At 58.9% G+C, this 26,955-nt stretch carries 25 protein-coding genes and 2 pseudogenes; 9 read left to right on the top strand and 18 right to left on the bottom strand.

Annotation, left to right across the window (positions count from 1 at the left end; all coding sequences use genetic code 11):
- Positions 1-39: 39 nt before the first annotated feature.
- The 4 genes from E1832_RS03240 to E1832_RS03255 form a co-directional block, all read right to left on the bottom strand.
- Entirely contained in the window at positions 40-426 is a 387-nt protein-coding gene (locus E1832_RS03240; RefSeq protein ID WP_133358299.1) for a phage holin family protein, read from the bottom strand.
- Entirely contained in the window at positions 426-737 is a 312-nt protein-coding gene (locus tag E1832_RS03245; protein WP_165978782.1) for a DUF883 C-terminal domain-containing protein, read from the bottom strand. The genes E1832_RS03240 and E1832_RS03245 overlap by 1 nt, the downstream gene beginning before the upstream one ends.
- An 81-nt stretch (positions 738-818) precedes the next feature.
- Positions 819-1,250 carry a cupin domain-containing protein gene (locus E1832_RS03250; protein ID WP_133358301.1) on the bottom strand — a complete coding sequence of 144 codons (432 nt, stop codon included), beginning with the start codon at positions 1,248-1,250 and terminating at the stop codon, positions 819-821.
- 245 nt (positions 1,251-1,495) lie between these two features.
- Positions 1,496-3,316: a PHA/PHB synthase family protein gene (locus E1832_RS03255; RefSeq protein ID WP_133358302.1), complete on the bottom strand. Its 1,821-nt coding sequence runs from the start codon at positions 3,314-3,316 to the stop codon at positions 1,496-1,498.
- A 707-nt stretch (positions 3,317-4,023) separates the two neighbouring features.
- Here E1832_RS03255 and E1832_RS22390 point away from each other — a divergent pair.
- From E1832_RS22390 to E1832_RS03265, 4 genes are all read left to right on the top strand, one after another.
- Positions 4,024-4,164: a hypothetical protein gene (locus tag E1832_RS22390; RefSeq protein WP_165978783.1), complete on the top strand. Its 141-nt coding sequence runs from the start codon at positions 4,024-4,026 to the stop codon at positions 4,162-4,164.
- 17 nt (positions 4,165-4,181) lie between these two features.
- Complete coding sequence (locus E1832_RS22395) at positions 4,182-4,334, top strand: hypothetical protein (RefSeq protein WP_165978784.1); 153 nt, start codon at positions 4,182-4,184, stop codon at positions 4,332-4,334.
- A 202-nt stretch (positions 4,335-4,536) separates the two neighbouring features.
- A complete protein-coding gene (locus tag E1832_RS03260; RefSeq protein WP_133358303.1) occupies positions 4,537-4,734 on the top strand; it encodes a hypothetical protein in 198 nt (65 codons plus the stop codon).
- A 344-nt stretch (positions 4,735-5,078) separates the two neighbouring features.
- Positions 5,079-5,714 (top strand): YiaD family glycine zipper/OmpA-like lipoprotein, encoded by a 636-nt coding sequence (locus tag E1832_RS03265; protein WP_133358304.1) that lies wholly within the window; start codon positions 5,079-5,081, stop codon positions 5,712-5,714.
- Between the two features lie 63 nt (positions 5,715-5,777).
- Here E1832_RS03265 and E1832_RS03270 read toward each other — a convergent pair whose 3' ends face one another.
- Positions 5,778-6,482, bottom strand: coding sequence for an IS6 family transposase (locus E1832_RS03270; RefSeq protein WP_133358305.1), 705 nt, complete (start codon positions 6,480-6,482; stop codon positions 5,778-5,780).
- On the opposite strand from E1832_RS03270, the gene E1832_RS03275 reads away from it, so the two are divergent.
- Entirely contained in the window at positions 6,418-6,888 is a 471-nt protein-coding gene (locus E1832_RS03275; RefSeq protein WP_165978780.1) for a hypothetical protein, read from the top strand. The two genes, E1832_RS03270 and E1832_RS03275, sit on opposite strands and share 65 nt — an antisense overlap.
- A gap of 143 nt (positions 6,889-7,031) precedes the next feature.
- Here the strand turns inward: E1832_RS03275 and E1832_RS22400 are convergent, their stop codons facing one another.
- Positions 7,032-7,184 carry a hypothetical protein gene (locus E1832_RS22400; RefSeq protein WP_165978785.1) on the bottom strand — a complete coding sequence of 51 codons (153 nt, stop codon included), beginning with the start codon at positions 7,182-7,184 and terminating at the stop codon, positions 7,032-7,034.
- 16 nt (positions 7,185-7,200) lie between these two features.
- Between E1832_RS22400 and E1832_RS03280 the strand changes: the two genes are divergently transcribed.
- A complete protein-coding gene (locus tag E1832_RS03280) occupies positions 7,201-7,821 on the top strand; it encodes a DUF1236 domain-containing protein (protein WP_245513791.1) in 621 nt (206 codons plus the stop codon).
- A gap of 309 nt (positions 7,822-8,130) precedes the next feature.
- Positions 8,131-9,072: a transketolase gene (locus E1832_RS03285; RefSeq protein ID WP_245513793.1), complete on the top strand. Its 942-nt coding sequence runs from the start codon at positions 8,131-8,133 to the stop codon at positions 9,070-9,072.
- Positions 9,073-9,322: 250 nt separating this feature from the next.
- Here the strand turns inward: E1832_RS03285 and E1832_RS03290 are convergent.
- The 12 genes and pseudogenes from E1832_RS03290 to E1832_RS03345 form a co-directional block, all read right to left on the bottom strand.
- Positions 9,323-9,580, bottom strand: a pseudogene (locus E1832_RS03290) (DDE-type integrase/transposase/recombinase); the annotation flags it as partial.
- Positions 9,581-9,682: 102 nt separating this feature from the next.
- Positions 9,683-9,931: pseudogene (locus tag E1832_RS03295) on the bottom strand (IS6 family transposase); the annotation flags it as partial.
- A gap of 31 nt (positions 9,932-9,962) precedes the next feature.
- Complete coding sequence (locus E1832_RS03300; RefSeq protein ID WP_133358308.1) at positions 9,963-10,244, bottom strand: class I SAM-dependent methyltransferase; 282 nt, start codon at positions 10,242-10,244, stop codon at positions 9,963-9,965.
- 58 nt (positions 10,245-10,302) lie between these two features.
- A complete protein-coding gene (locus tag E1832_RS03305) occupies positions 10,303-10,662 on the bottom strand; it encodes a cupin domain-containing protein (protein WP_133358309.1) in 360 nt (119 codons plus the stop codon).
- 91 nt (positions 10,663-10,753) lie between these two features.
- Positions 10,754-12,136 carry an aminotransferase gene (locus E1832_RS03310; RefSeq protein WP_133358323.1) on the bottom strand — a complete coding sequence of 461 codons (1,383 nt, stop codon included), beginning with the start codon at positions 12,134-12,136 and terminating at the stop codon, positions 10,754-10,756.
- A gap of 432 nt (positions 12,137-12,568) precedes the next feature.
- Positions 12,569-14,653 carry an FAD-dependent oxidoreductase gene (locus E1832_RS03315; RefSeq protein WP_133358310.1) on the bottom strand — a complete coding sequence of 695 codons (2,085 nt, stop codon included), beginning with the start codon at positions 14,651-14,653 and terminating at the stop codon, positions 12,569-12,571.
- Positions 14,654-14,674: 21 nt separating this feature from the next.
- Complete coding sequence (locus E1832_RS03320) at positions 14,675-16,726, bottom strand: oxidoreductase (RefSeq protein ID WP_133358311.1); 2,052 nt, start codon at positions 16,724-16,726, stop codon at positions 14,675-14,677.
- Positions 16,727-16,729: 3 nt separating this feature from the next.
- Positions 16,730-17,401, bottom strand: coding sequence for a transcriptional regulator BetI (gene betI, locus E1832_RS03325; protein ID WP_133358312.1), 672 nt, complete (start codon positions 17,399-17,401; stop codon positions 16,730-16,732).
- Positions 17,402-17,443: 42 nt separating this feature from the next.
- The gene (locus E1832_RS03330; protein ID WP_133358313.1) at positions 17,444-18,544 is read right to left on the bottom strand and encodes an ABC transporter ATP-binding protein; all 1,101 of its coding nucleotides are present in this window, start codon (positions 18,542-18,544) and stop codon (positions 17,444-17,446) included.
- Positions 18,541-19,365 (bottom strand): ABC transporter permease, encoded by an 825-nt coding sequence (locus tag E1832_RS03335; RefSeq protein ID WP_133358314.1) that lies wholly within the window; start codon positions 19,363-19,365, stop codon positions 18,541-18,543. The genes E1832_RS03330 and E1832_RS03335 overlap by 4 nt, the downstream gene beginning before the upstream one ends.
- Entirely contained in the window at positions 19,362-20,294 is a 933-nt protein-coding gene (locus E1832_RS03340; protein ID WP_133358315.1) for an ABC transporter permease, read from the bottom strand. Before E1832_RS03340 ends, E1832_RS03335 begins: the two co-directional genes overlap by 4 nt.
- A 126-nt stretch (positions 20,295-20,420) precedes the next feature.
- Positions 20,421-21,542, bottom strand: coding sequence for an ABC transporter substrate-binding protein (locus E1832_RS03345; protein ID WP_133358316.1), 1,122 nt, complete (start codon positions 21,540-21,542; stop codon positions 20,421-20,423).
- A gap of 487 nt (positions 21,543-22,029) precedes the next feature.
- On the opposite strand from E1832_RS03345, the gene E1832_RS03350 reads away from it, so the two are divergent.
- Complete coding sequence (locus tag E1832_RS03350) at positions 22,030-24,489, top strand: GcvT family protein (RefSeq protein ID WP_133358317.1); 2,460 nt, start codon at positions 22,030-22,032, stop codon at positions 24,487-24,489.
- Between the two features lie 50 nt (positions 24,490-24,539).
- On the top strand, positions 24,540-26,615 hold the full coding sequence (locus E1832_RS03355; RefSeq protein WP_133358318.1) for an oxidoreductase: 2,076 nt from the start codon (positions 24,540-24,542) through the stop codon (positions 26,613-26,615).
- The last annotated feature ends 340 nt before the right edge of the window (positions 26,616-26,955 follow it).

Genomic DNA, 26,955 nt, shown 5'->3' on the forward strand with positions numbered 1-26,955 from the left:
TGCATTGCTGCGTGCTAACCTATGTCAGGGCGGTCGATCTCAATCCCGCTTGCCCTCGCCTAGGTGTCGGGCGAGGACAAATGCTGCCGTGAACGCAATCTGAGAGGCAAAATCGGTTGCGCCGGTTGCAGGTGCCGCCGGTTGGGAGACCGGCGGGTCGGTCAGAGTCTTTTTCGTAAAACGATTTCTGGCGAGGACCAGAAGGACCGCAGCCAAAATTGTTAATCCGAGGCCGATCAAGAGGGACGCCGGACCTTGCCCTACCGCAATACTGAGGGTGAGATAGGCCCAGGCCGTCAGGAACGCCACTCCTGCGGCTGCGGTCAGTCCCCCGGCCAGAGTAAGCAAGATCGGCAACAGCAATCGTCTAGCGTCCATTCGGACGTTTCGGCCTATGCTGTGCACGGCGTCATCGACAATACCCATCACCGCCGCGACAGGGCGCCAACCAGAAAACCCGCGCCCGCGGCGAGGCCAATTGTCATAAAAGGGTGGGCTGCAACGGACTCCTCCAGTTGCGCCTCTGCAGTGCGGCCCTTGCTTTCTGCATAATGCTTCGCTTCGTCAAAGCCTTCCGCGATGTCCGCGGCCATGCGGCTTCCACGCCGTCCCGCGATCGCGCTGACAGTTTCAGTGAGACGCGACATATCCTCCCGCAGGGAGGCCAATTGACGACTGACCGCCTCGATATCGGTTGCGGCGGTGGGTTGCGCTTTAGCCTTGCTACCAAGTGACATTTTGATTTCCTTTGTTTGCTCGAGATTGGGGTGTTGTGCCGTTTGAACTGCTGTCCGAGAGCGGCCTGTATGCATCGCGCATCATGTTTGGGCCGAAACCCGGACCACCTCTGCCGCCTGCTCGGTGGCTTCTCCGGAGAAAACCTCGTCGGATGCATCCGCCTCAGCTTTGGTCTTTTTAACCAGTTGGTCCTCGTGATGCGGTGGGCCGTAGAGGGTGTAGAGCTTGAGCGCCTCATGCCCGGTGCAGATCACATTGTGATGCGCGCCGGCCGGCACGACGATACCGTCGCCAGCCTTGACCTTGTGGGGCACGCCGTCGATCACAACACGCCCCTTACCCTCTTCGATGCGAAAAAACTGATCCGTGTCAGCTTGTATCTCGCCACCGATTTCCGTCCCAGGCTCAAGCGACATCAAAACCAATTGCAGCTTGGTCCCGGAATAAAGTACGCGCCGGAAGTCGGTGTTCTCGTCCGTCAGTTCTTCGATATTCGCAACATATCCGATCATTGTGCCTCTCCGTTCATTTCATCGTGTGGCTCGACTGAATGACCCTGTGTGCCGCAGATAATTCTGCACCGCACTGATCGGCGTTAGCAGCATGCTGGGTTTCACTTCGCTGCGGTGCGGTTGGCCATAATCCGCCTTTGGTCAAAAGTCCTCACCACGGGCGTCATGAATCGCGACGCTTCGTTTCGTGGCCCGATGACGGGTGCACTCACTGTGGCCTACCACTGCCAAAAGCGGGCGTGGGATCAGGTTTGGTGAACGTAGGTGCCAGGCGCCGCTACGATCGGGACCAAGCCCTTGTCTGGCGCACCGATGGAGGGTGCCGGCACGACACCGCTGCATTTCTCTTCCAGCCAGCTCGTCCACGCGGGCCACCAGGAGCCCGGTTGCGGCGCATTTTGCGTAACCCAGGCATCAGGACCCACGTAAAGCGCCCCGGCAGTACGACGCGATATCCGATGGTGACCGCGCGCCAGCTTTGGCTCGTTGATGATACCGCTGTTGTGGCCGCCGCTCGTCAAAACAAAAGTCATATCGCTGTCAGTAAACAGCTGGGTCTTGTAGACGGACTTCCACGGTGCGATGTGATCGGTTTCGGTGCCCACCGCGAATATCGGGGCCGAGATGTCCTTGAGCGCAATGACCCGTCCCTTGACGGCAAACCTGCCTGCCGTTAGCCGGTTTTCAAGAAACAGGCCGCGCAAATACTCTGAATGCATTCGGGCAGGCATCCGGGTCGTGTCGGAAACCCAGACTCCCATGTCGGTCGGCAGGTCCTCTCTCCCAAGGTAATAACGCCTGACGGCCCGGGAATAGATCAGATCCTCCGACCTGATAGCCGAAAAGGCTCGGGCCATTTGTGGGCGGTCAAGATAGCCTTTCTCCCACATCATGTCCTCGAGGAATGCGATCTGGCTTTCATCCAGAAACAACAGCAACTCGCCCGCCTCGGCAAAGTCGACCTGGGCCGCTATGAGCGAGATCGACCCAAGCCGTTCGTCCTTATCGCGCGCCATTGTGGCCGCCGCGATGGACAGGATTGTGCCGCCCAGGCAATAGCCGACCGCATGAACCTTGCGCTCCGGTAAGATGGCGTTCACCGCATCGAGGGCCGCGATCACGCCGCGTTCGCGGTAATCCTCCAGCGACAGGTCTGCTTGATCGGCGGTCGGGTTGCACCACGAGATCATGAAGACGGTAAACCCCTGATCCACAAGGTGTTTGACCATTGAATTGTGCGGCGAGAGATCAAGAATATAGTACTTCATGATCCAGGCCGGAACGATCAGGATCGGCTCGGCCTGCACCTTATCGGTCTGAGGCGCATACTGGATCAACTCGAAGAGATCGTTGCGGAACACCACCTCGCCCGGTGTACAGGCCAGGTCCTTGCCGATCTGAAAGCCTTCCGGTGCGGGCTCGTGGACCTGCGCGACCGTGTTTACAAAATCATTCATGAAGTTGCGCGCGCCCTCAGCCAGATTCTTGCCGTTGGTCTTGCGCGTTTCCTCGATGATCTCGGGATTGAGGGCAGGAAAGTTCGAGGGTGACAACAGATCCAGCATCTGGCGCGCCATGAAGCGGGTCCTGTCTGCATCCTCGGGGCGCAAGCCACGCAGATGGTCGGTCGCGTAATCCCACCAGTCCTGTACCGCGAGAAACCCCTGCTGCATGTTTCTGAACGGTAGCTTTTCCCATCCGGGGTGCCGGAAGCGATGATCGTAGGCTTTCGGCACGAAGGCCGGTGCGGCGTCAGTCCTCGGCAAAAGGGACTGTGCCATCAGTTTTGTCATGTTTTCCTGCGCGCGCTCGGCCAATTCAAGCTGGCGGCCCGGCGCCCGCGCCAGGTGCAAGGCCCAATCGCTCCAGGCTTCGATGAACGCATGAGGCGACACGCCAGCCGACATATAGGCGGCCGCTGCCCGTGACGCGCGATCTAGGCTTTCGTGCGGATGCGCCGCTTTTGGCGCAACTTGGGGCTGTGACGCAGCGGCGACCTTTGCGGGAAGCTGGACCTGCTCCGCGTTTCTCGCAGGTGTCTTGGGCTGCGGCGTGCGCTTGGTCATCTGAGCCTGTCCTATGCTGATGTGCCTGTTACTAAATGCCGTGTTCCAGATCGGTGTGATCGTGCTGACAAAAGCCGGAGCAGGGCATGCGCCCTGTGTGGCAAAAGCCTGTGGCGATCGCATTGATACAGATCAGCGCCCACCGTCGCGCAGCGTTCTATGCTTCGACCGGCGCCATGACATCGGGCAGTTCGGCCCATGCAAAACGTGCCAGCAAGGATCCCGCAATGGCATAAGTCCCGACACAACTTGGACAAGACCCGCAATACGAACCGTTTCTTTGCGCGCGTTTGGGTGAAGATCGACGCGGAAGCAGCGTAACCGTTCTGTCGATGCTCACCCGGCTTGGCGTCGATCCCTGGAGCGAAGCATCGAAGCTTTCAAGGTTGCCCGAGGCGGCAGCACGGCAAAGGTTGGACTCGCTGATGACACGTTTCCATGACGTATCGACCACTGCTCCTGATCGGAGCAGGATCGTCTTGGGCCTTCTTGCCCTGCTGCCCAGGCGGGCGACGACGGCACGCCCGCCCCGCAACGGCACTTCGGCCAAGCTTGTGTTGCCGCCGCAGGGATCCCCAGTCTACTGGATCATCGCGGCAACTCTGTTCGTTGGCTGGGTCGCCATTCTGGCACAAGGCCAGTGAGATGCGCCGCTGCGCGAAACAACAGTTATTCAGCACAACCGCCAATCTTGAAAGGAGCCCTGAATGACAACAGATGAAACCCTCTGGGATCTGGAAGAACGTTTCTGGACACATCCGCGTTGCTTGAACCAACATTACGCAGATTGTTTGGGCCGGCTGACTGATATGCATCAGCCTTACACCGCATTTCAAGGCATGCCGTGACTGCGGAGGAATGCGCCATGCCGCGTTACCTGTACCGGCAGGTCAAAGTCGCGGTCATGATGGCGATGGAGTGGGCATTGTCTGAAATAACGATTCAGTATCAGCGTGGCGGTCAATTCCAGGGGCAGATTGGCTTTGCGCACTTTGCACCGATGAGCCGAGGCCAATGAGACGAGAACTGAAATCTACGGTGCCGCTAACCTGCATCAATACGAATCGTCAGGGCATTGAGCAGTGTGAAGCGTGTTCGCCGGACATCGGTGAACATGTATCCAGTCCCAGTGACCCAGAGACACGCGGGACGGCTCTTTACCTCGTGTCGCCGATCCTGCGTGTCTCTCGTTTCCGGACCGTCCACAAAAGGACACTCCAATGACTCCCGAAACCAACAAATCGACCAACGTTGCCGACAAGATGAAAACCGTGAAGGCCGCATGGGACAAAGCGGCTTCCGGCCCGAAGAAGGATGCCGCACTGAAGCACTACCAGGCTGCGGAAAAGGCCCACACGGCCAAGAACGACGCCGACACGAACAAGGAACTGGACGCTGCGACCCACGCTCTCGCGTGACGTGACGGCTTGTCTGCCCCGCAATACAAGCCGGGCAGACCCACACGGGGACCAATTTAGGAATTCCCGCTCGAACCTTCACAACCATTTCATAAAGACCTGAATTTAAACGTTACGGGTGGCCGGTCATTTTTACCGTGCCACCCATCATTCTATTGGGCGGCTCTCATGGGCAATTGGGGTCACCAGCTATCACTTCACCGCCGCAAGAACATTCGTCCCCATGGGTTAACCAAGGTTAGTGCGGTTCTCGAGACGACAGGCAAAATAAACTCAATCGCCTGTCTTGTTGAATTGGCAGCAAGCCGACTTTGGGACGGGCGCACTCCAAAAGGACAAATCCCATGATTAAAGTAACCGGAATTCTATCTGCGGCAACAGTCATCGCCTTGGCTGGCTGCACCTATAACGATGGCACGGCGAACCAACCGGCAACGGGCGCAATCATCGGAGGCGTGACAGGAGCGGCCATCGGCAACGCCATCGGGGATGACACGAAATCCACCGTCATTGGCGGAGTGATCGGCGCTGCGGTGGGCGGTGCCATCGGGACCGATATGGCCCGACAGGAACGCGAATTGAACCAGCAGCTCGCTGGCACTGGCGCAGTCATCACCAATAATGGTGACGAACTGCGGGTAATCCTACCCGAAGGCGTGACCTTCTCGACAGGGTCTGCCACGGTGGCCTCCAGTTTTCTGCCCGCCCTGCGCGAGGTCGCCCGCTCGCTGAACGCGTATCCGAACTCGACTGTCCGTGTCGTGGGTCATACCGACAACGTCGGGACTGCAGCCTATAACCAACAGCTGAGTCAGGAACGCGCTCTGTCAGTTGCACGCATCCTGATCAGGGACGGCGTATCGTCGTCACGGATCACCTATTCCAGGCGGGGCTACAACGAACCGATCGCATCGAACGCCACGGCCGCCGGCAGGGCGCAAAACCGTCGGGTCGAAATCGTGATCACGCCTACGCGTTAACCTGAATCAAGGTGCTGGCAGGCTAATGCGAACCAGTCTCAGCAAGCACGGAAAGGCTGCCCTTTATGCCGCGCCAAGTTGGCGCCACTCGGCGAGAGCGGCGGCGCGGTTCAGCTTGAAATTCTGGCGGGAGGTGTGACTGCGCTCCGAATTGAAATGGTTACAGACCGAGGCGTGGACGGATTCGAACTTCTGTAAACTTCGCATGCCTCGGAACCTCAACATTGCCCGTTCTCTTCGTCGAAATGGCAAGTGTGAGTTCTCTGCCCGATTGTTCATCCAGCGACCAGTTTCCTTGCGGTCTGCCGCACCGATTTCCTTCAGGGCGGCACCGTAAGACCGGAGTTTATCCGTGACGATTGTCTCGGCGCAACCATGCCGGCGCATTGTCTTCTTTAGGAATTTCAATGCTGCCTTCTTGTCCCGCGTCTTCGTCACGAAGCTTTCAAGCACCTCACCCTCGTGATCCACCGCACGCCACAGGTAGCGCCGTTCGCCGTTGATCTTCACAAACATCTCATCAAGGTGCCATCGCCATCGGCTCGAGTGACCACCCTCAACCCGTCGTTTACGGATCTCGGCGGCGAACATCGGCCCGAACCGATGCCACCAGAATCGAACCGCCTCATGGCTGACGTCAACGCCGCGTTCATGCAGCAGACCCTCGACGTTTCTGAGCGACAGAGGGAACCGGACATACATCATGACCGCCAAGCGAATGATTTCCGGGCTGGTCTTGAAATACTTGAAAGGGCTGCGTTTTGTCATTGGAGAATGCTACGTGGTGCCCTGCCCCACCTCAAGTCCACTTCCTTTGACAAGACCCTTCCTTGGCGAAATAGAGCCCGATCGACAGGAGCGTCAGAAGGATCAGTTCCAGCAGGCGCCGGATTGCGCCAAGATGGCGCAGCGGGTCCGGGAGCAGCGGCGTTTCCGGTGCGTGGGGTTCCATATCCATCAAGAGCGCGCTCTGCAGGATCGGGGCTTCCTGGTGCTCTTCTCCGGGGTCGTGATGACAAGCATGACAGGCCTGAAGCAATGCAGTGGCGATGCCGGCATGGCAACGTGCAATAATGATCCGTCAATATGCTTGATCTATGGCATGGACGTGCTGATCTGCATCAGCGCCACCACCCCCTTTTTCGATGGAACTCAGCAAACGCCCGGGGCGTGATCCCGCCGGGAAAGTGCCGGGTCGCGGCACGGCACTCCGGCTTGTCCGGCTTCCTGCGGGCAGCGCATATCGGCCCGGCCCTCGACCTTTCGCCAATTGTTGAAACCACTGATCTGCATCAGCTTGCTGGCTTGATAATACTGTCAGTGTAAGGACAGCAGCCCATAAAACGGCAGCCAACGGAAAATATCCCGAGCTTCTGCACGATCTGCAAGTCCGGGGCGTTTTCCAAATTGGTAGCAGATCAGCGCGACAAGCTTGCGTGCCTGATTGCCCAAAAAAAGGGATATCTTCATGTTTATGAAAACAGTAATGAGCCTGTCCGTTGCAGGCGTTCTCGTCGGGTCGGCAGCGTTTGCCGAGTCCATGGCATCCTCCTGGACCGACCTCAATCTGCGGGCCGGCCCCGGCCCGATGTATCCCATTCTGGCCGTCATTCCCGCTGACAAACTTGTCACGGTCGACGGGTGTCTGGACGCATCCTCGTGGTGCAAAGTCGCTCTTGACGGCACTGAGGGTTGGGCTGCCGGTAACTATCTGACGACACGCGTTGCGCTCAAATCGTCAGCGGAACCGATGATTATCAAGACCGTCACCTATGACAACAACAAGGATGCGGAAACGCTGGGCGGTGCCGCGGCAGGTGCCGTGGCCGGCGCGCTGATTGCTGGCCCGGTCGGAGCCGTTATCGGTGGTATGATCGGAGCAGGAGCCGGTAACGCAGCAGCCGTCGATGAAACTGTCGTGACCTATGTCCGAGCCAATCCTGTCGAACAGGTCTATCTGGATGGCGAAGTCGTTGTCGGTGCCGGGTTGCCCGAGAACGTGACGCTTGTTCCAGTGCCTGACAGCGAGTTTTCCTACGTTTACCTCAACGGCGTGCCGGTTGTCGTAAATTCGGAAGAACGCAAGGTCGTCTATATCGTCCGCTAGACACGGACAGCGCCGACGATTGCGCCCAAATAAGCCGTGGCAGCCCGGATATGGCGGGCTGCCATGAAGGCATGCATCCAGCTCGGCCGAGAGAAATGGTATCACCGTGACTTCCGTCAACGACCCGCCTCCCGATTTCGCCGCACTGATCCCGGACCGGATGGGGCCTTGTCAGTGGTCGAAAATCGGCGTCACGGCAAGCGGTTGGTCTCTGGGACACGGGCCGACGCACTGTCCACCCCGACATGTCACCAATATCAGGATCAGCGCAGCATGTCTGATCCTTCACCCTGGAATGGAGGTCCGACTATGAGATCCACCACCCTCGCCTTTGCGACTATCCTTGCTTGCACCACAGCGCCCGTCCTTGAGGCGCGCGTGGTCCTTCCCAGCTCCTCACTGTCCAAACTGACCGTGCCAGCCGCCCCCGACACCCAAATAGTCAAGATAAAGGACAACAAGGGAAAGGGCGACGGGCACAAGGAGAACAAGAATGCGAAGAAGGCGAAACCCGAGCATGAGGCAAAGGACGACAAGAACTTCAAACACGACAAGGACGTTGACAAGGTCAAGCGGTCCCAGGACGAACGTGAGCGCGACTCTGAAGCGATCTTGCGTGTGCGCGCACCGGACGGCCGCGACATGATCATGCTGCTTGGCGCCGCGCCGCTCGCGCTTTTGGGCTCCGATGTCATCTTTGCCGACGTGCCCGACGACCGCCGGCTGACCTATCGCAACTGCCCCCCCGGCCTCGCCAAGAAAGATCCGCCCTGCGTCCCCCCCGGCCTTGCCAAGAAAGGCGTTACCTATGACGAATGGGTCGCTTATGACGACGGCCGGCTTGATGAGATCTACCTCGACCGGCGTCGCGGATATCTGGATCGGGACGTGGTGCTCGACGATGACCATCTGCTGCTCAGTTCAAACCAGATCGCTTCGCTTTACCAGTTGCGCCCCGCGCCTGCGGGCAAACGCTATGCACTGATCGACGGCCAGCCGGTGCTGCTGACCGACGAGGACTATTCATCGCTGTTGCAAATCCATGATCTGGCGCGAATCGAAAACCTGCCGGCCGGTCTGCTCATCGCGCCCACGGCAGCGTTGACCCAGAACGAATTGCGCCAGACCTACAATCTGCCGCCGCTTGAACCGGGATACAACTATGCAGTGGTGAACGGTGAACTGGTGACGATGCAGGACAGCGCCTTTGAGATGTTGCAACTGATCCGGATCGTACGGTCCATCTTCTAATCCCACCCTGATACCGGCAGAATTGGGTGCCAGCCTGGCCCAGTCCGTTTCGGAAAATGTTGTGACGACACCCGCCGCCGTGGCGGGTGTTTCTACGGCAGCCTTTGGTGGCGAAGTGGCCCCAATGGTGCTGGCAGACAAATGCGAACCAGTCTCTACCAGGACAGTGACGCGAAAGGGGCTGGGCTTGCTCATCCCGCAAGGCTAGGTGACCACCCTGCCCGTCTCAAGAAATTTGTTCTGACAGTGCCTCCACGGCCCGCCAAAGGTAGTGCCGCTCGCCGTTGATCTTCACGAACATCTCGTCGAGGTGCCAACGCCAGCGGCTGGACTGCATGCCCTCGAAGCGCCGCTTCCGGATTTCTGACGCAAATACCGGCCCGAACCGATGTCACCAATAGCGGACGGCTTCGTGGCTCACATCAATGCCGCGCTCGTGAAGCAGATCCTCGACGTTTCGGAGCGATAGTGGAAACCGGATGTACAACATCACCGCCAGGCGGATGATTTCGGGACTCGTTTTAAAGCAGTGAAAGGGGAACGTCTGGTCATGTCTAGACGCTAGGGAACCGCCCTGCCCGGCTCAAGCCAGTTTCTTCTGACAGCGCCCGTCGAGGTGCCAACGCCGGCGGTTCGATCGCATGCCCTGGATACGCCGCATCCGGATTTCCGACGCAAACATCGGCCCGAACCGATGCCACCAGTAGCGGACGGCTTCGTGACTCACATCAATTTCGCGTCCGTGGAGCAGATCCTCGCCGTTTCGGAGCGATAGCGGAAACCGGATGTACAACATCACCGCCAGACGGATGATTTCGGGGCTGGTCATGAAGTAGCGAAAGGGCGAGCGTCTGGTCATGTCCAGACGCTACGAAACCGCCCTGCCCGCCTCAAGCCGGCTTCTTTTGACAATGCCCTTCGCATCGTTGGATCAGGCCGGGGTCAATGTCGATTCCGGTGACTTTGCCGACCCGGTGATGTTTGGCCAGATGGACATCCACACCACCAAGACCGCAGCCGATATCTAGCACCGTCAAGCCGGTAAGATCGACGCCTTGCAAATAACGATCGACTTCATCGGTGCCGCCCGGTGACGCGAACCCTTCACCCCAAACTGCTTCCAGCAGGGCATTCATGTCGTCATCGTATTCCTGGAAAGAGTCTTCAGTCATTCGTGCTTCCTTCGTATCTGGTAAGCGTTCGGTGGCTTACGCGACTCAGTTGGGGTGATCAGGCTGCAATCATGTAGAACTTCCGCATTGTCTCGGTGTTTTCCCACGTGCAGGGGCTGCCTTTGGGAATGAAGAATGTGTCGCCAGCAGTGAATGTCTCGGATCTTCCGTCCGGATGAGTAAGTGTCACGGACCCCGAGATGATGTGCATCATCTCGTGTACCGGGTAGCCCTCCGGGTAATCCTCGCGGGCGGGTGCACATTCCCATATGCCCGACAGCAATGACTCGTCTTCCGCAGCGTAGGTGTACAGGTTCATCTCGGTCTTGTTACCGGTCGTGAAACTGCTTGGGCTGGTGAATTCCGACGGCGTCATCCCCTCAGGGTTTGGGTCAAGTCTGAATGTACGTGCAGTCATCAGTCTTCTCCTGTGGATTGAAGTGGTCTTTTGACATCGGGTGACACGTCAACATGTTCTTCCATCGGAACACGACGTGATCGGTTGATCCTTATAACGGTCCGGATATCCGTCTTTCCCATGCGGTCTCGAGCCCTTGCTTCAGGATACCGACCAATGCGTCAATCTGGGTTGTGGTGATCGTCAATGGTGGCGAAAGGACGGCTGACGAATAGACGGGACGCAGCAAAAGGCCGTTGTCCTGGCAGATCTCATCGACCTCCAGCAGGAAGTTCATGTCGCGCTCATCGTCCGGTTCCTCCGGATTCAGACAACATTCGACGCCGGCCATCAGGCCTTTCACCCGGATGTCCCGGACCATCGGAAGGTCGGCAAGCTCTTGCAGGCGTTTCTCAAAATGCGGCGCCACGTTGCGGACATGCTCAAGCAGCGCGTCACGCTCGAATATATCGAGGTTCGCAAGGGCCGCGGCCGCTGCAACCGGATGGCCCGAATAGGTGAACCCGCTGAAAAAGCCCTTTGGCTCATTCCCGGCCGCCTTGATATCCGCCATCAGCCGATCGGAAATGAACAAGGCCCCCATCGGCACATAGCCCGAGGTCAGACCCTTGGCCGTGGTCAGCATATCAGGCTCGACCCCGAAAACATCTCTGCTGGCGAAGTAGTGGCCAAGGCGCCCGAATGCTGTCACGACCTCGTCGGCAATGAAGAGCACATCATGCTTGCGGCACAACTCGTGACAACGCCGATAATAACCTTCAGGTGGGATGATGACCCCGCCCGAGGCCAGAACCGGTTCGGCAATGAACGCCGCGACCTTGTCCGGGCCAAGTTCCAGGATCTTGTTTTCCAGATCGGCGACTTTCTGGTCGCAGATATCTTCGAGCGACATGCTGGCCGGGCGCAAAGCGGGATTGGGATTGGGGATCAGGTGGACCCGGTCCTCGTCCATGTCCATGTTGGCCTTTTCCAGCATCTTGCCTGAACACGACGCAGCTAGATGGGTGCTGCCGTGATAGGCCCCAACGCGGGAGATGATGTGCTTCTTGTCGGGGCGGCCAAGGCAGTTGTTGTAGAAGAACGCAAAGCGCAGAGCGGAATCGACAGCCGTTGAACCGCCGGTGGTAAAGAACACGTTGTTCAGGTCGCCGGGGGCAAGGCCGGCCAACCTTTCAGCAAGGATCGCGGCGGGCGGAGCCGTGGCCGACCAGGGGGAGAAATAGGTCAGATCCCGCATTTGCGCGGCGACCGCTTCGACGATCTCTTCGCGACCGTGGCCAACATTCACGCACCACATTCCACCGGGGCCATCAATAAGCCGATTGCCATCGCTGTCGGTGATGTGGATGCCATCACCCTTGGCAATCACTGTCCTGGCCTCTGCGCCAATCGAGGTGACGTCCTCCCACGGGTGCAGGAAATATCGGTCCTTGGCCTGAATGCCTTTGGTCTCGTCGGTGGGTTTCTTCGCCATGGGTTCCGGTCCTTTCTTCGGCCAGCGGCCGATCATGATTGTGTTCCGACGCGAAGCCCTTCGAGCACGGCCTCTTCGACGGTTCTGGGGCAGAGGCAGTCGCCGATCATGTGGGTTTCACCACTCCGATCGCCGAGGCTGACCGTCATGTGCCTGTTCGAGAATATGCGGTTTTTCAGCCTGGTCGGCCCGACGGACAATGGCGAGAACAGGTTTCCGAAAGCGCGCGCCATCACTCACCCTGCGTTTCTTCTGAGCGTCGCGCATCGCGCAGGCGCAACAGGTTCTGGTGACGAGCTGTGCAGGAGCCACAGGCCTCGGCTTCCCCGACTTCAGGTGTTGAACCGGGCATGCGGTTATTGGCAAAGAGAAGTATTGTGCCGCCGGTTATCACCGCGGCAGCCGTAAGGGTTAGCAGAGCCCCTTTCCCTTTCAAGCGGCACCTGTCGGAGATGTTTCTCCTACATCCACTCGATCATGTTTCAGCGGCTCGTCGGGCTCGACGGTGTTGTCCAGTTCACGGGCGTATTGGTGGCCCGCATAAGTGGCTGCCGCGATGATCGCGGGGGCTTCGCAATCGCCGATCCGCTTCAGGGTAAAGGGAAGTTCCTCGACCTGACCATCCACGGCGGCCAGAAGCTCTTGGTAGAGCGCATCGTTGGGGCTTCGCTGCGTGACCATGACCACCGAGCGGGCGGCCAGCGGTTTTTCCCGGGCTGAATATTCACAGGTCAAGGTGGCGGTATTGCCGTCAAAACTTTGCAGGCTGTGCGAGACGATCGTCTCGACCCCCAGCTTCATCAGGTGAGTGCGCACGCGCCAGCGCTCGGATGTTTTTCCAGCCCAGTCGGAAATATTGTCCGCAGGCGTAGCCAGGCTCACCTCAAGGCCGTCTTGCTGCAGTTTTTCCGCGATCACACCGCCCAGGTAATAGCCGTCTTCGTCATAGACCAGCACCGGGCCTTTGGGCGCGACGCCGTTCATGATGTCATCGGGCGTCAGGATTTCGGGCGCGGAACCGGCGGCCGCGACCGAAACATAAGCCTCGCCGTTGAACCGCTCCTTGCGCCAGGTTGCGCCGGTTGCGATGGCGACGTGGTCGGCCTCGAAGGCCATGACGTCCTGGGCGGTCAGCGCACTTTCGCGGTAGACCTCGACATTAGCCATCTCAAGCAGTTCCTGCTCGCGGTAGTTGCGCACGCGGGCGTATTCGCTCATCCCCGGCAGCGCACATTCCCGGGTGACCCGGCCACCCAGATCGCGGGATGCCTCGGCCAGGGTCACCTTATAACCGCGCTCACCAAGGGCACGGGCGGCTTCCAGCCCGGCCGGACCGGCCCCGACGATCAGGACAGAGCTGTCCGAGCCTTTGGGGGCGATCTTTTCGGGATGCCAACCCTTGCGCCACTCCTCGCCCATGGTTGGGTTCTGCGTGCAGCGGATCGGCACGCCGATGGCATCGCCGGAATAGCAGACGTTGCAGCCGATGCATTCGCGGATGGAATCGATGCGCCCTTCTTTGATTTTCCTGGGCAGGAACGGATCGGCAATGGACGGCCGTGCCGCACCGATAAAATCAACGATGCCGCGCTTTACCTGGCTGAGCATGGTGTCGGGCGAAGTGAAGCGGCCAACGGTTACGACCGGCTTGGTCGTCATGGATTTCACGAAATCCATGTACGGCTCAAGCGGGGCTTCCTTGACGAAGCGCGACACCCCCATCTCCAGCGAATAATCGGCGATGTTGATATCCCAGAGGTCGGGCATCTCGGCCAGCATTTCGAACATGTCACGCCGTTCACCGTGGATAGGCATACCGTCTTCACCAATGCGTTCATCGGCAGCAAAGCGCACGGCAACGGCACAGCGGTCACCAACCGCTTCTTTCGTTTCCTCGATCAGTTCTCGCACCAGCCGGGTGCGGTTTTCCATCGAGCCGCCATATTCGTCGCTGCGGGTGTTCATGCGCGGATTGAGGAAGTTCGAGATCAGGTAGCCGTGGGTCGCGTAGACATAGACGATGTCAAACCCGGCATCCCGTGCCCGCAAGGCAGCGCGCTTGTGCCAGTGGCGAAAGGTCTTGATGTCGGTCTTGTCCATCGCTCGTGTCTGGAACGGGTTGCCGACTGAATTCGGGAAACTGTCAAGATCCAGCGCGATCTCGCGGGTCATCATGTTCGAGGTCCGGATGCCGCCATACCAAAGCTCGGCACCGGCAAGCGCGCCATGCGCGTGCACCTTGTCGGTCATCAGCAGGTGCGCGCGAATATCGCTGTCATCCCAAAGCGAGGCCGAAGGATGCGGCAGGTCATCGGAACTAGGGTGGATCGAGTTGTATTCGGTGCAGACAACGCCCCAGCCGCCCTCAGCCTTGATTCCGCGCATTTCTGCCAGCATCCGGGGGCGCTGCCAGCCCATGCCTGTGCAATGGGGGACCTGATAGAACCGGTTGGGGGCCGTTACCGGGCCGATTTCGACCGGTTCAAACAGGATGTCATAGCGGGGATCGCAGGTCATGTTCGGCTCTCTTTTCCTGTGTCAGTCTTCGGCCAGCGCGGGAAGCTCGCGCCGGAACGGCACCCCTTCGGGCACCTGCTCTCCCAATTCGCGGGCGAAACGGTGGCCGGAATAGACCGCCGCCGCGATGGTTCCCGGGGCAAGGCAATCGCCGATCCGAGTGACGGATTTCGGGCCGTTGTCGGGGATGGCCACAAGATCATGGTAAAGCGCGTCTTCGGAATCGCGCATGGTGACCATGATCACGGATTTGCAGGCCAGCGTCTCTTTCCGGTCGGTAAAGACACAGGCCAGTTCGACTTGGTCGGGCTGGATCGACACGAGATTTCTGAGCGGGACGATGTTCACCCCCAACTCCAACAGGCGTGTCTGGATTTTCGCCTGTTCCATCGTGTTGTGGGTCCAGGTCGAGACCTCTGCCACCGGGGTGACATAGGTCACGTCCAGCCCTACAAGCCGCAGCTTTTCGGCCATGACGCCACCCATGTAATAATGATCGTCGTCAAAGACCACGACCGGGCCTTCGGGGATCGTGCCGGCGGCGACCTCGTCAGGTGTCAGGACAGTTGCCCCTTCAGCGGTCGGGATCGGGTCGTGATTGTGTCGCCCGATGCCGTGACGCGCCCATTTCGATCCGGTCGCCAAAACCACGTGATCAGCGCCAAATTCCAGCACCTGTTCTGCGGTCATGCGACTGTCGAAGAAGACATCGACATTGGCCATTTGGCTGATCTGGTATTCCCGGTAATCCGCAACGCGGCGCAATTGGGACAGCCCCGGCAGGCGGCTTTCAATTGCAACGCGCCCGCCGATTTCGGTGCCGGCCTCTGCCAGGGTTACGAAATGACCCCGCTGACCCAGCGCGCGGGCAGCCTCGAGTCCCGAAGGGCCAGCACCGACCACAAGAACGCTATCCTTGGATTTGCTTTCAGCGATCTTTTCGGGGTGCCAGCCACGGCGCCACTCTTCGCCCATGGTCGGGTTTTGCGTGCAGCGCATCGGGGTCGCCAGATAGTCGCCGGTGACGCACATATTGCAGCCAATGCATTCGCGGATATCTTCGACCCGGCCCTCGTCGATCTTGTTGGGAAGGAACGGATCGGCGATCGAGGGACGCGCGGCACCTATCAGGTCAAGCTGGCCGTTCTTGATCAGCGAAACCATCGCATCGGGGGACGTATACCGCCCCACGCCGACAACCGGCTTGTTGGTAACCTTCTTGACGAAAGAGACATAGCTGTCCTGAAACCCTTCGGCCTGAAACCGCGAGGTTGCGCTGTCATTGGGCCAGTCGCTGACATTGACGTCCCAGAGGTCGGGCAGATCGGCCAGCATCTCGACCACATCGCGCCCTTCGCCATCGAAAGTCAGCCCGGCGGGGCCTTTCAGTTCTTCCACGCCGAAACGGATGGCAACGGCGCAGGTATCGCCGATGGCCTCTTTCGTGTCCTGCAAAACCTCGCGGATCAGGCGCACCCGGTTTTCAAGCGATCCGCCATATTCGTCCGAGCGGTCGTTGCGGCGCGACAGGAAATGCACAAACGTGGTCATGTCATGGCCGGCATAGACGTAGACGATGTCATAGCCCGCCTTTTTACAGCGCAAAGCGGCATCGACATGCATCTTGCGAAAAGCCCTGATGTCGGCCTTGTCCATGGCGCGGGTCTGGATCGGCTCCAGCAGGTCAATGGGGCGCGCGGATGGACCCATGGGGATCTCGCGGCTGTAGTTGTTCGACGCCCCGCCGCCAAGATGGGCCGGTTCGATTCCGGCCAATGCGCCGTATTCGTGCACCGCATCAGCCATGCGTGCCAGCACCGGAATGTCGCGGTCATCCCAAAGCCGCCCTTCGGGGGTCGGGGAGAGCTCCGAGGTGTGGCTGATCTCCACCTCTTCGGTGTTCACCACGCCCCAGCCACCTTCGGCCTTCACACGCCGCATCTCGACCCAGCTTGACGGGTATTGATGGCCCATGCCGTTGCAGTGGGGCACCTGATAGAAGCGATTTTTTGCGATCACCGGTCCGATCCGAACGGGTTCAAACAGGATATCGTAACGGGGGTCTCTTGGCACGGATCAACCTTTGCAGTCAGTCGGGGGCGGGCGCTCGAAATGTTTGGGAAACAGGCTGGCCAGGTATTCCTGGATGCGTCTCATGGCATCGAAACGGGTGAATTCCTTGGGATAGATCAGGATGTTCAGCCAGAAGCCATCATAGAGGCCTTCAAGCGTCATCGCGACGTTTTCAGGATCAACGTTTTCATAGCCACCTTCCGCGATGATATCGCGGCACAGACGGACCGACAGATTGAGCCGTTCCGCGTCAATATCAGCAACCAACTTGCGGTAGGATGCGCGCGATTTCGATTCTCCGAAAAAGCCGTACCACACAGTGATTTTCTTGCGCTTGCAGATAGTGGGATGGAAGTGAGCGGCTACAATCGCCGCAAGTTTTGCCTCGGGGGCGAGATTGGCCTTTTCGTAGCTCTTTTTCCAGAACTGGTGATGCTCCTCGGCCAGATAACGCAGAGTTTCCTCAAGCAGGTTCTGCTTGGTTGAGAAATGGAAATTGACCAGCCCCAGGGAGAGGCCCGCCTCGCGGGTGACCGTCGTCATGGTTGTCCCGGCCAGCCCGTGCTTGGCGATGCTTTCGATGGTGGCTTCGATAAGTTGCTGACGCCGCACCTCTTTCGATGCGGTTCTGGGAGGCTTCCCTGCACTTTTCGCTGTTTTTGTCACGTCGTTCATGTATTTTCCCGGATTTTGTCGTCAGATCATGATCTGAGCGATCTACCCATCCTCCAAGACAACAAACGCATCATCCTCCCAACTTATCCAGATAGGGCGTTTCTCTTCCGGAGCCCCCTCGGCGCGCTGCCGGTTCTGGGCTGAAATGGCGACAGGCTGGGAGATGCCGTCCAGGCGAACGTAATAGTGGCTTCGTTCACCCAGATAGGCCGCCTTGTCCATCTGGCCTCGTGCTTTGTTGCCGGTATTCCGGGGCTCGTTTTCCGTCAGGATCAGCTTTTCGGGCCGTATCGCGATGCAGATATCAACGCCTGGCTTCAATTTAGCGTCGAAATTCGTCGTAGTCACATGCCCAAGCCCTTTTACGTCAACGCTTGCCCTGTGATCGGAGATACCTGTGATCTTGCCCTCAAAAAAGTTCATGTTGCCGATGAAACTGGCGACATCACGATTCACCGGACGTTCATAAAGCCGTGTCGGCGTGTCGACCTGCAGCTCCCTTCCATTGGCCATGACGGCAATCCGGTCCGACAGGGTCAGGGCCTCCTCCTGATCATGGGTAACAAACACGAAGGTGATACCGACCGTTTTCTGGAGGGCCCGCAGTTCCAACTGCATCTGCTCACGCAACTGCTTGTCCAGCGCTCCCAGAGGTTCATCGAGAAGCAGAACCTTGGGCCTGAGGATCAATGCCCGTGCCAGGGCGATCCTTTGGCGTTGCCCGCCTGAAAGTTGATTGGCCTTGCGGTCACCATATTCTGGCAGCTTGATCAGCTCCAGCATCTCATCGACCATCGTATCCCGCTTGGCCCGCGAAAGTTTCCGTTTTCGCAGCCCGTAAGCGATGTTGTCGCGCACATTCAGGTGCGGGAAGATCGCATAGCTCTGGAAGACCATGTTTACCGGGCGTCGATGTGGTGGCACCTCCGACATGGGCTGCCCGTCGATGAAGATTTCCCCCGAGGTGGGCATTTCAAATCCTGCCAGCATCCTGAGCAGAGTGGTCTTTCCGCAACCCGAGGACCCCAGGAGCGAGAAGAACTCCCCCTGGCGAATGTCAATCGACACGTCACTGATGGCCTGGAAGGAACCAAAGAGTTTGTTGACGTTCCGGATCGAGATATAGGCGTCGCTCTGCTTCATTTATCTTCTTCATTTGCAAGGGTTGTGGCCTGTGCATCTCGGTTGATCCATTGCCCGATGAAGACAACGATGAAAGATACCAGCAGGATTATGGATGCCATGGCCAGAATTGACGGAAATTCCTTGGGAAACCGAAGCTGGCCCCAGATATACATGGGCAGGGTCGGGTCGGAACCGCTCAGAAAAAACGCCATGATGAATTCATCGAATGACACGGTGAACGTCAGCAGAAGGCTGGCCAGGATACCCGGAAAGACGATGGGAAAGGTCACGCGCCAGAAGGTCCACCAGGCGTTTTCCCCCAGATCTGCCGAGGCTTCTTCAACCGACGGATCAAAGCCTTCGAATCTTGGGATCATCGTGGCAATGGCGAACGGCAGGCAGACGATCACATGGCCGATCGTCACGGTATAGAGCGACAGCGGGACGCCTAGCTGACTGAGCAACACCAAAAGCGCGACACCGAAGATGATGCCGGGGACAACCAGCGGCAACATGATGAACCCGACCAGCGGCCCGCGTCCCGGTATCCGATAGCGGATGATCGCCTTGGCGGCGAACACTCCGAACCCGGTCGCGATAATCGAGGTCGTGACGCCGACCCTGACGCTGTTCATCAGGGCGGCCCAGACAGGCTCGCGGTGGAACAATTCGACATACCATTGCGTGGTAAACCCCGTGAGCGGGAACTTCACGTAGATCGAGTCGTTGAAACTGAACAGCGGCAGGAACAGGACCGGCACATAAAGCACGATCAGAAAGATAGCCGCATAGACCTGCAACGGGCGGTTCGGGCGACGGATATAGGATTGTGAGCTCATGATATCCGCTTCCTGACGAAGTTGGTGACAAACATGAAGACCAAGGCGATGGCGGCGATTGACAGCATCAGGATGATTGAAAGCGTCGCACCCATCGGCCAGTTGTTGATCGCGCCGAACTGCTTCTGGATCAGATTGCCGATCATCGCACCGTCCGGCCCCCCCAGAAGCGCCGGAGTGATGTAGTCACCGGTTGTCGGGATGAAGATCAGCAAGCTAGCGGAAATCACCCCCGGCATGGACAGCGGCAGGGTGATCCTGAGAAAGCGCCGAACGGGACCATCGCCCAGATCTGTCGCGGCCTCAAGCAACGATTTATCGATTTTCTCAAGCGACACATACATCGGCAAAATGGCGAATGCAGCCCAGGCATGCGCCAAGGTGATTACCACGGCCGATTGGCTGTAGAGCAGAAACTCAAGAGGAGCCTTGATCAGGCCGAGGGTCATCAGCGCCGAATTAATCACACCCTCGTACCCAAGAACCACTTTCCAGGCGAAGACCCTCAGCAAATAGCTGGTCCAGAATGGCAGGGTGATCAGGACGATCCAGATCATCTTGTTACGATGAATGTGGAACGCGACAAAGTAGGCCATCGGATAACAGAGCAATACGGTCGCTGCTGTCGCCGCGCTGGACATCCAAAGCGAGCGTTTGAGCAGTGCCCCATAAATCGGCCGTTCACCAAAGTTTTCGTAGTTCGCGACTGTCGGACTTGTATCAAAGCCAAACCCGATCTGCGTCCAAAAACTCATGACGATCAGGATGCCGAATGGGACGGCAACGCCGATGAACATGATCAGCAGTGTGGGCGAAAGAAGAGAGAGGCCTCTCGCGGCTTCGGACCTTTGCAGCAACCTGCCCAGACGTCCGGTTCCCGGTGGCTTCGGTGAACCCGAGTTGGCAGAGGTGGCGCTTTCTCCACTCATATCAGCCGTGCTCCAAATAGGTGCGGTGGGGTATTTGCTCCCGGCCCACCGAAGTGGAGACCGGTGGGCAATTTTGATCCGGGCTGGAAAACCCAAAAAGAGTTGATCCCGCCCGGGTCAAGGCAATCAGAAGCCCGCTTTGATTTCCTCAAACAGGGCGTTCATCTTGGTTTCCCATTCCTGCGTTTGCGGGATCTGGAAGTGACCTGCGGCGAGGATATCGGTCGGATTTTTACTCAGACCGAGGCCCTGCAAAGTCTCCTCATCGAAGGCGTCAAACGACTTTCCGTTCGAATGGCCATAGCCGTAGTCATTGATCATGAACTTGCCCGATTCAACGCTCAGGAGCGAGTCGATGATGTCATAGGCCCGGTCGAGGTTCGGCGCATCCTTGTGGATCATCAGGCCGCAAACCCAAGTTAGGGCACCCTCTTTCGGATTGGCAAACCGCACCGGGACGCCTTCGGCCTTCAGCGTAGTCGCAGAGCTATTCCAGGTCATCGCCGCGACCATTTCGCCGGAGGCGAGCGCCTGTTCGAGCGTGGTGGTGTCGTCTGTGTAAAGACGGATCAGCGGGCGCTGCGCGCGCATGGCTGCAGCGATTTTCTCAAAGGCTTCCGGGGTGTCGATATTCTTGAAGTCGACGCCAGCCTTGATGGCACCGCACCACCAGGCGTCGCCGCCCGACGCCAGACTGCCGAGCCGACCCGTGTAGCGCTCGTCCCAGAGCATGTCCCAGGATTCCTCACCTTCCAGATCGAACAGATCGGTACGGTAGGTGATCGAGGTCTGCCCCCAGTCAAACGGAGCAAGATACGGCTTGCCGTCCACGATATTGCCTTCGAGATTGTACAGTTCCGGCATCACGTCCTGCCAGTTTGACAGGCGGGATGTATCGATGGGCTGGAACAGGCCCGACGCAATCCAACGCGGAATGCCCGAGTTGCACGGGTGCGAGACATCGACGACATAGCCGCCACGCATTTTCGTCAGCGCCTCTTCCGATCCGCCGAAAGTTGCAAAATTCGGCAGTTCGCCGTGCTTTTCCTTGTAGGGCACGAACAACTCGGGGATGTCGTACCCGCCCCAAGTAAAGAACGTGCCCTGGTCTTCGGCTGCCGCGCTGGCCATGCGCGTGGCCAGGGGGGCTGTCGCAACCCCGATGCCTGCCGTCAGAAGTGATTTGGTGAATTTCCGACGGCTCAACTTCCCTTCTTTGAGCGATCCTAACTGATCAACGACGTCCATTTTGCAGTCTCCCTGTTGTTGGAAATCCGGCTTTTCACAAGCCTTTTTGATCGGCTGCGGCGCGTCTCTACGCGGCAAATATCGTGTGCCTTTCATTCTTTTCGCCCAGCCAAAACATTCATAAATGAAGGCCGTTTTCCCACCTTACAAATTGAACGTTTATTCAATGGTTGGGTTGATTTATGAGTCGAGTCAAGACAAGGTTTGATCAAATCACACGGGCATGGCGCCTGAATCGCCTGTTGCAGAGCGGTGCGATTCAGCATCGCAAACGGCACGGAAGGCCTGGCATGAAACAGCGAAAACGCGCCATCCGACCGGACCGAAATCGCCCCGCAGAGTCCGGGATGTCCGAAATGGAATGCGGCCCGGCGGATTTCAAAATGAGCGGCAACGGGTTTCACGCCCACCCAAAAGAACTGGACAGAAAGCGATCTGGATCGATTTGAACGCTTAACCGCCCGAGAGCACCAAAGGACTGACGACCATGACGAAATCGCTTCCCACACACGCCCAGACCGTAATCATTGGCGGCGGTTCCATCGGCTGCAACACCGCCTATCATCTGACCAAATTGGGGATGACGGACGTGGTGGTGCTGGAGCGTGACCAGCTGACCAGCGGAACCACTTGGCACGCCGCAGGTCTGATCGTGGCAGGTCTGCTGAAGTCCGAGGCCGAGTGTGAAATTTACACGCACGGCCGCGAACTTTATGCCAGTCTGGAAGCGGAAACCGGCATGTCGACCGGTTTTCGGGAGGTCGGGTACCTGCAGATCGCCAACAATGAAGAACGCGTGCATGAGATGCGCCGGCTTGCCCCCTTCATGCGACGCCACGGGATCAACATTTATGAAATCTCGCCCAAGGAAACGGCGGAACTGTTCCCCATTGGCGACCTGAACGATGTTTTGGCCGGTTTTTATATCCCTGAAGACGGGCGTGCGAACCCCGTTGATGTCACCATGTCGCTGGCCAAGGGCGCGCGCATGGGCGGGGCGAAGATCTTCGAAGATGTGACGGTCAGCGAAATCATGGCCAAGAACGGCACCGCGACCGGCGTGCGCACCGAGGACGGGCAGACGATCACGGCGGAAAACGTGGTGATCTGCGGCGGCATGTGGTCACGCCAGCTGGGCGCATCCGCAGGCATCAACCTGCCCCTTCAGGCCGCCGAACATTATTACCTGATCACCGAGAATGTCGACGGCCTCAGCCGCGATTTGCCGGTGCTGGAGGATCCTTCGACCTACACATATTACCGCGAGGAAATGGGCGGTCTGATGCTGGGCCTGTTTGAACCAGGCGCCGCACCGTGGAAGCTGGATGCCATCCCCGACGATTTCTCGTTTGGTGAGATCGAGCCCGACTGGGACCGTGTCGGCCCGCATCTTGAACTGGCCTACAGCCGCGTGCCCTCGACGCTGGATATCGGCGTGCGCAAACTGTTTTGTGGCCCGGAGAGCTTCACCCCGGATCTTGCCCCGCTGGTCGGCGAAACGCCTGAGTTACGCAACTGTTTCGTCGCCTGCGGCATGAACTCGCTCGGCATTCTGAACGGGGCCGGCACCGGCAAGGTTCTGGCGCATTGGATCGTTGACGGCATTCCGCCCATTGATGTCACCGGCATCAACGTGAACCGCTTCACCAAGAACGAAGCCACCCGCGCTTTCCGTCGCGACCGTGGACCCGAACTCTTGGGCAAGATGTTCGGCCAGCATTACCACAACGAAAGCTTCAACACGGCGCGCAACGTCAAACGCTCGGCGCTTTATGACCGACTGAAGTCCAAAGGGGCCTATTTCAGCGAAAGCCACAGTTGGGAACTGGCCGACTGGTTCGCTCCGACACCCGAAGAGGCGAAGATCGAGGAATATTCCTGGTATCGCCAGAACTGGTTTGACTGGCACGCCGAGGAACACCGCGCCGCGCGCGAGGACGTGATCGTGATGGACATGTCCTCGATGTCGAAATTCCTGGTGCAGGGGCGCGATGCCTGCGCGCTGATGAGCCGGCTGAGCTGCAACGAGGTCGACGTAGACCCGGGTCGCGTCGTCTATACCGCCTGGGTGAACGAACAAGGTGGCTTCGAGGCAGATCTGACCGTCACCCGGCTGGACCCGGACAAGTTCCTGGTCGTCGTTGGCGAAAACTCCCACGGCCACACTGAAATGTGGATGCGCCGTCATATCGGCGCTGAGGAATTTGTGACCGTCACCGACATCACGCCGGGCATTACGCAAATCAACGTCCACGGGCCAAAGGCTCGTGAATTGATGCAGAAGGTCAGTTTCGCCGATCTGTCAAACCAGGCGTTCCCGTTCATGACCGCGCAGGAAATCGACGTCGGCTATTTCAACATCCTGGCCCTGCGCGTCACCTATATCGGTGAGTTGGGCTGGGAGCTGCATGTGCCCAGCCTGCACGCTGTGCAGGTCTATGACCTGTTGATGGAGGCGGGCCAGGAATTCGGGGTGCGGAATGCCGGTATGCAAACGCTGAGTTCGCTGCGCCTGGAAAAGGCCTATCGCGATTTCGGCGTCGATGTGGACAACACCGACAACCCGATCGAGGCCGGGCTAGGCTTTGCCGTGAAGCTGGACAAGCCTGGCGGGTTCATCGGCCGCGATGCGCTGGCCGCGATCAAGGCGCAGGGCGTGCCGAAAACCCGGATGCTGCAATTCCTGCTGCAAGACCCAGAACCGCTGCTTTACGGCAATGAGCTGATCTACCTGGATGGCAAAGCGGTCGGCCATATGCAGATCGGCGCCTATGGTCACACGCTGGGCGGGGCCGTCGGCATCGGGTTCGCGGAAATGGAGGAACCCTTGACCACCGCCATGGTAAACGAGGGAAGCTGGGAGGTCGAGGTGGCCGATATGCGCGTCCCCGCCAAGGCTTCGCTGAAACCGCTGCTCGATCCCATCATGGAAAAGATCAAGTGCTAGAGCCAAATACGCAGGCCCGACCCTCCACGCAAATCGCCAAGGAACGAAAAATGGTCCGTGATCCCCGCTATCATATCCTTTTTGAACCGGTTCAAATCGGCCCGGTCACGGCACCCAACCGGTTCATGCAGGCGCCTCATTGCAATGGCATGGGCCGGATGTATCCCGACAGCATGATCGCCATGCGCGGCATGAAGGCCGAAGGCGGTTGGGGCATCGTGGCAACCGAACAGTGCGATTTCCACCCGACCGGGGACGTCACGCCCTTTACCGAAACCCGGATGTGGGGTGACATGGATGTGCCTTATCTGGCGGGCATGGTGAACGCGGTGCAGAAACATGGAGGGCTGGCGGCGGTGGAACTGGTCCACAACGGCCATGACAGCGGCAATATCTACAGCCGCGAAGTACCCATCGGCCCGATGCACCGCCCGGTTACCTGGCGCAATCACCCGGTCCAGGCGCGGGCCATGGATCTGAGCGACATCCGCGCCTACCGCCGCTGGCACCGCGAGGCCGCCCTGCGCGCCCGCGAGGCGGGTTTTGACATCGTCGTGGTCTATGCAGGGCATGACGGCACCATGCCTTCCCATTTCCTGTCGCGCCGTCACAACCAGCGCGGCGATGAATACGGCGGCAGCCTTGAAAACCGCCTGCGGCTTTATCGCGAACTGCTGGAAGACACGCTTGACGCCGTCGGCGACACCATGGGCGTGATCGCACGATTTGCGGTGGACGAGATGATGGGCCCGGACGGTCTGGAATGGCAACATGAAGGCCGCGACGCGATCGAGATGCTGGCGGAGATCCCGCATATGTGGGACGTCAACGTTTCCAATTGGGAAAACGACTCCATGACCTCGCGCTTCGCGCCCGAGGGCTATCAGGAGGAATATATCGCCTTCGTCAAACAGGTCACCAGTAAACCGGTTTCCACCGTCGGGCGCTATACCTCGCCCGACGCGATGGTGTCGGCGATCCGCCGTGGGTTGGTCGACATGATCTGCGCCGCGCGCCCTTCGATTGCCGATCCGTTCCTGCCCAACAAGATCAAGGAAGGGCGGGTCGAGGACATTCGCGAATGTATTGGCTGCAATATCTGTGCGGCCTGGAACAATATCTCGGCCCCCATCCGCTGCACCCAAAACCCCACCATGGGCGAGGAATGGCGCAAGGGCTGGCACCCGGAAAAGATCGCTCCGAAAACGACGGACGCGCATGTGCTGGTGGTCGGGGCCGGACCGGCGGGGCTTGAAGCGGCGCATCAACTGGGCAAACGCGGCTACCGCGTGACGCTGGCCGAGGCTGCGGCACATGCCGGTGGCAGGGTCACCCGGGAAAGCGCCCTGCCAAACCTAAACGCCTGGGCGCGGGTCCGCGATTACCGGCTAGGGCAGATCGCGCCCATGGTGAATGTCGAACTCTACCTCAATAGCAAACTGTCGGCCGAGCAGGTTCTGGAATTCGGTGCCGATCACGTGGCGCTGGCCACCGGTGCCACCTGGCGGCGCGACGGCATCGGGCGGCATATCCGGGAACCGATCCCAGGGGCCGATCCGTCGAACAGCTTCAGCCCCGATGACATCATGGACGGCAAACGCCCTCCAAAAGGTCCGGTCGTGGTCTACGACGACGACCATTATTACATGGGCGGCATGATGGCCGAGGTGCTGGCAGGAGAAGGCTACCAGGTGACGCTGGCGACTCCCGGCCTGTGTGTCAGCAGCTGGACCGAGCATTCGCTGGAACAGGAACACATCGAAAAACGGCTGATCGGCATGGGCGTGGAAATCCTGCCGCGCCACGGCGTGCTTTCACTCGGTGACGGGGTAGTCCAGATGGAAAACCTCGTGACCGGTGAAACGCCTGAGCGACCGGGCGCGCTGGTGCCGGTCACCATGCGCCTGCCCAATGATGAACTTCACAACACGCTGACTGCGGATCAGAGGAAGCTTGATGCCGCGGGCGTCAAATCCCTTCGCCGTATTGGCGATTGTTATGGTCCTGCCACCATTGCGGCAGCCGTTTACGAAGGCCACCGTTATGCCCGCGAGCTTGATGCCGAGACCGACCCGGATGGCGTGCCCTTCAAAACCGTAAAATACGATTTGGAACTCGGCGCTTGACCTGATGACGGTGGTTCTGAATAGCCCCGTTTTTCTTAGACGCCTTCAGGTCTCAGTTTCCGCTGTCGTTCGAAGTCGACGGGCGACAGCATCCCGTTTCTCGGTGCTGCCAGACGAATGCGAACCAGTCACGGCAAGGACAGGATAGCTGTCCCTTATTCAGCACAGAGACCGCGCCACTCGGCGAGAGCGGCGGCGCGGTTCGACGCGCCGTTTCCGGATTTCTGATGCAAACATCGGCCCGAACCGATGTGACCTGCTCCCCTGAAAAGTCCGCGGTTTGAAGTTAGCCTGTTCTCCAAACGAGGAGACAGACAATGCGAAAAAGCCGATTCAGCGA

Source organism: Antarcticimicrobium luteum, assembly GCF_004358185.1.
Classification (GTDB): Bacteria; Pseudomonadota; Alphaproteobacteria; order Rhodobacterales; family Rhodobacteraceae; genus Antarcticimicrobium; species Antarcticimicrobium luteum.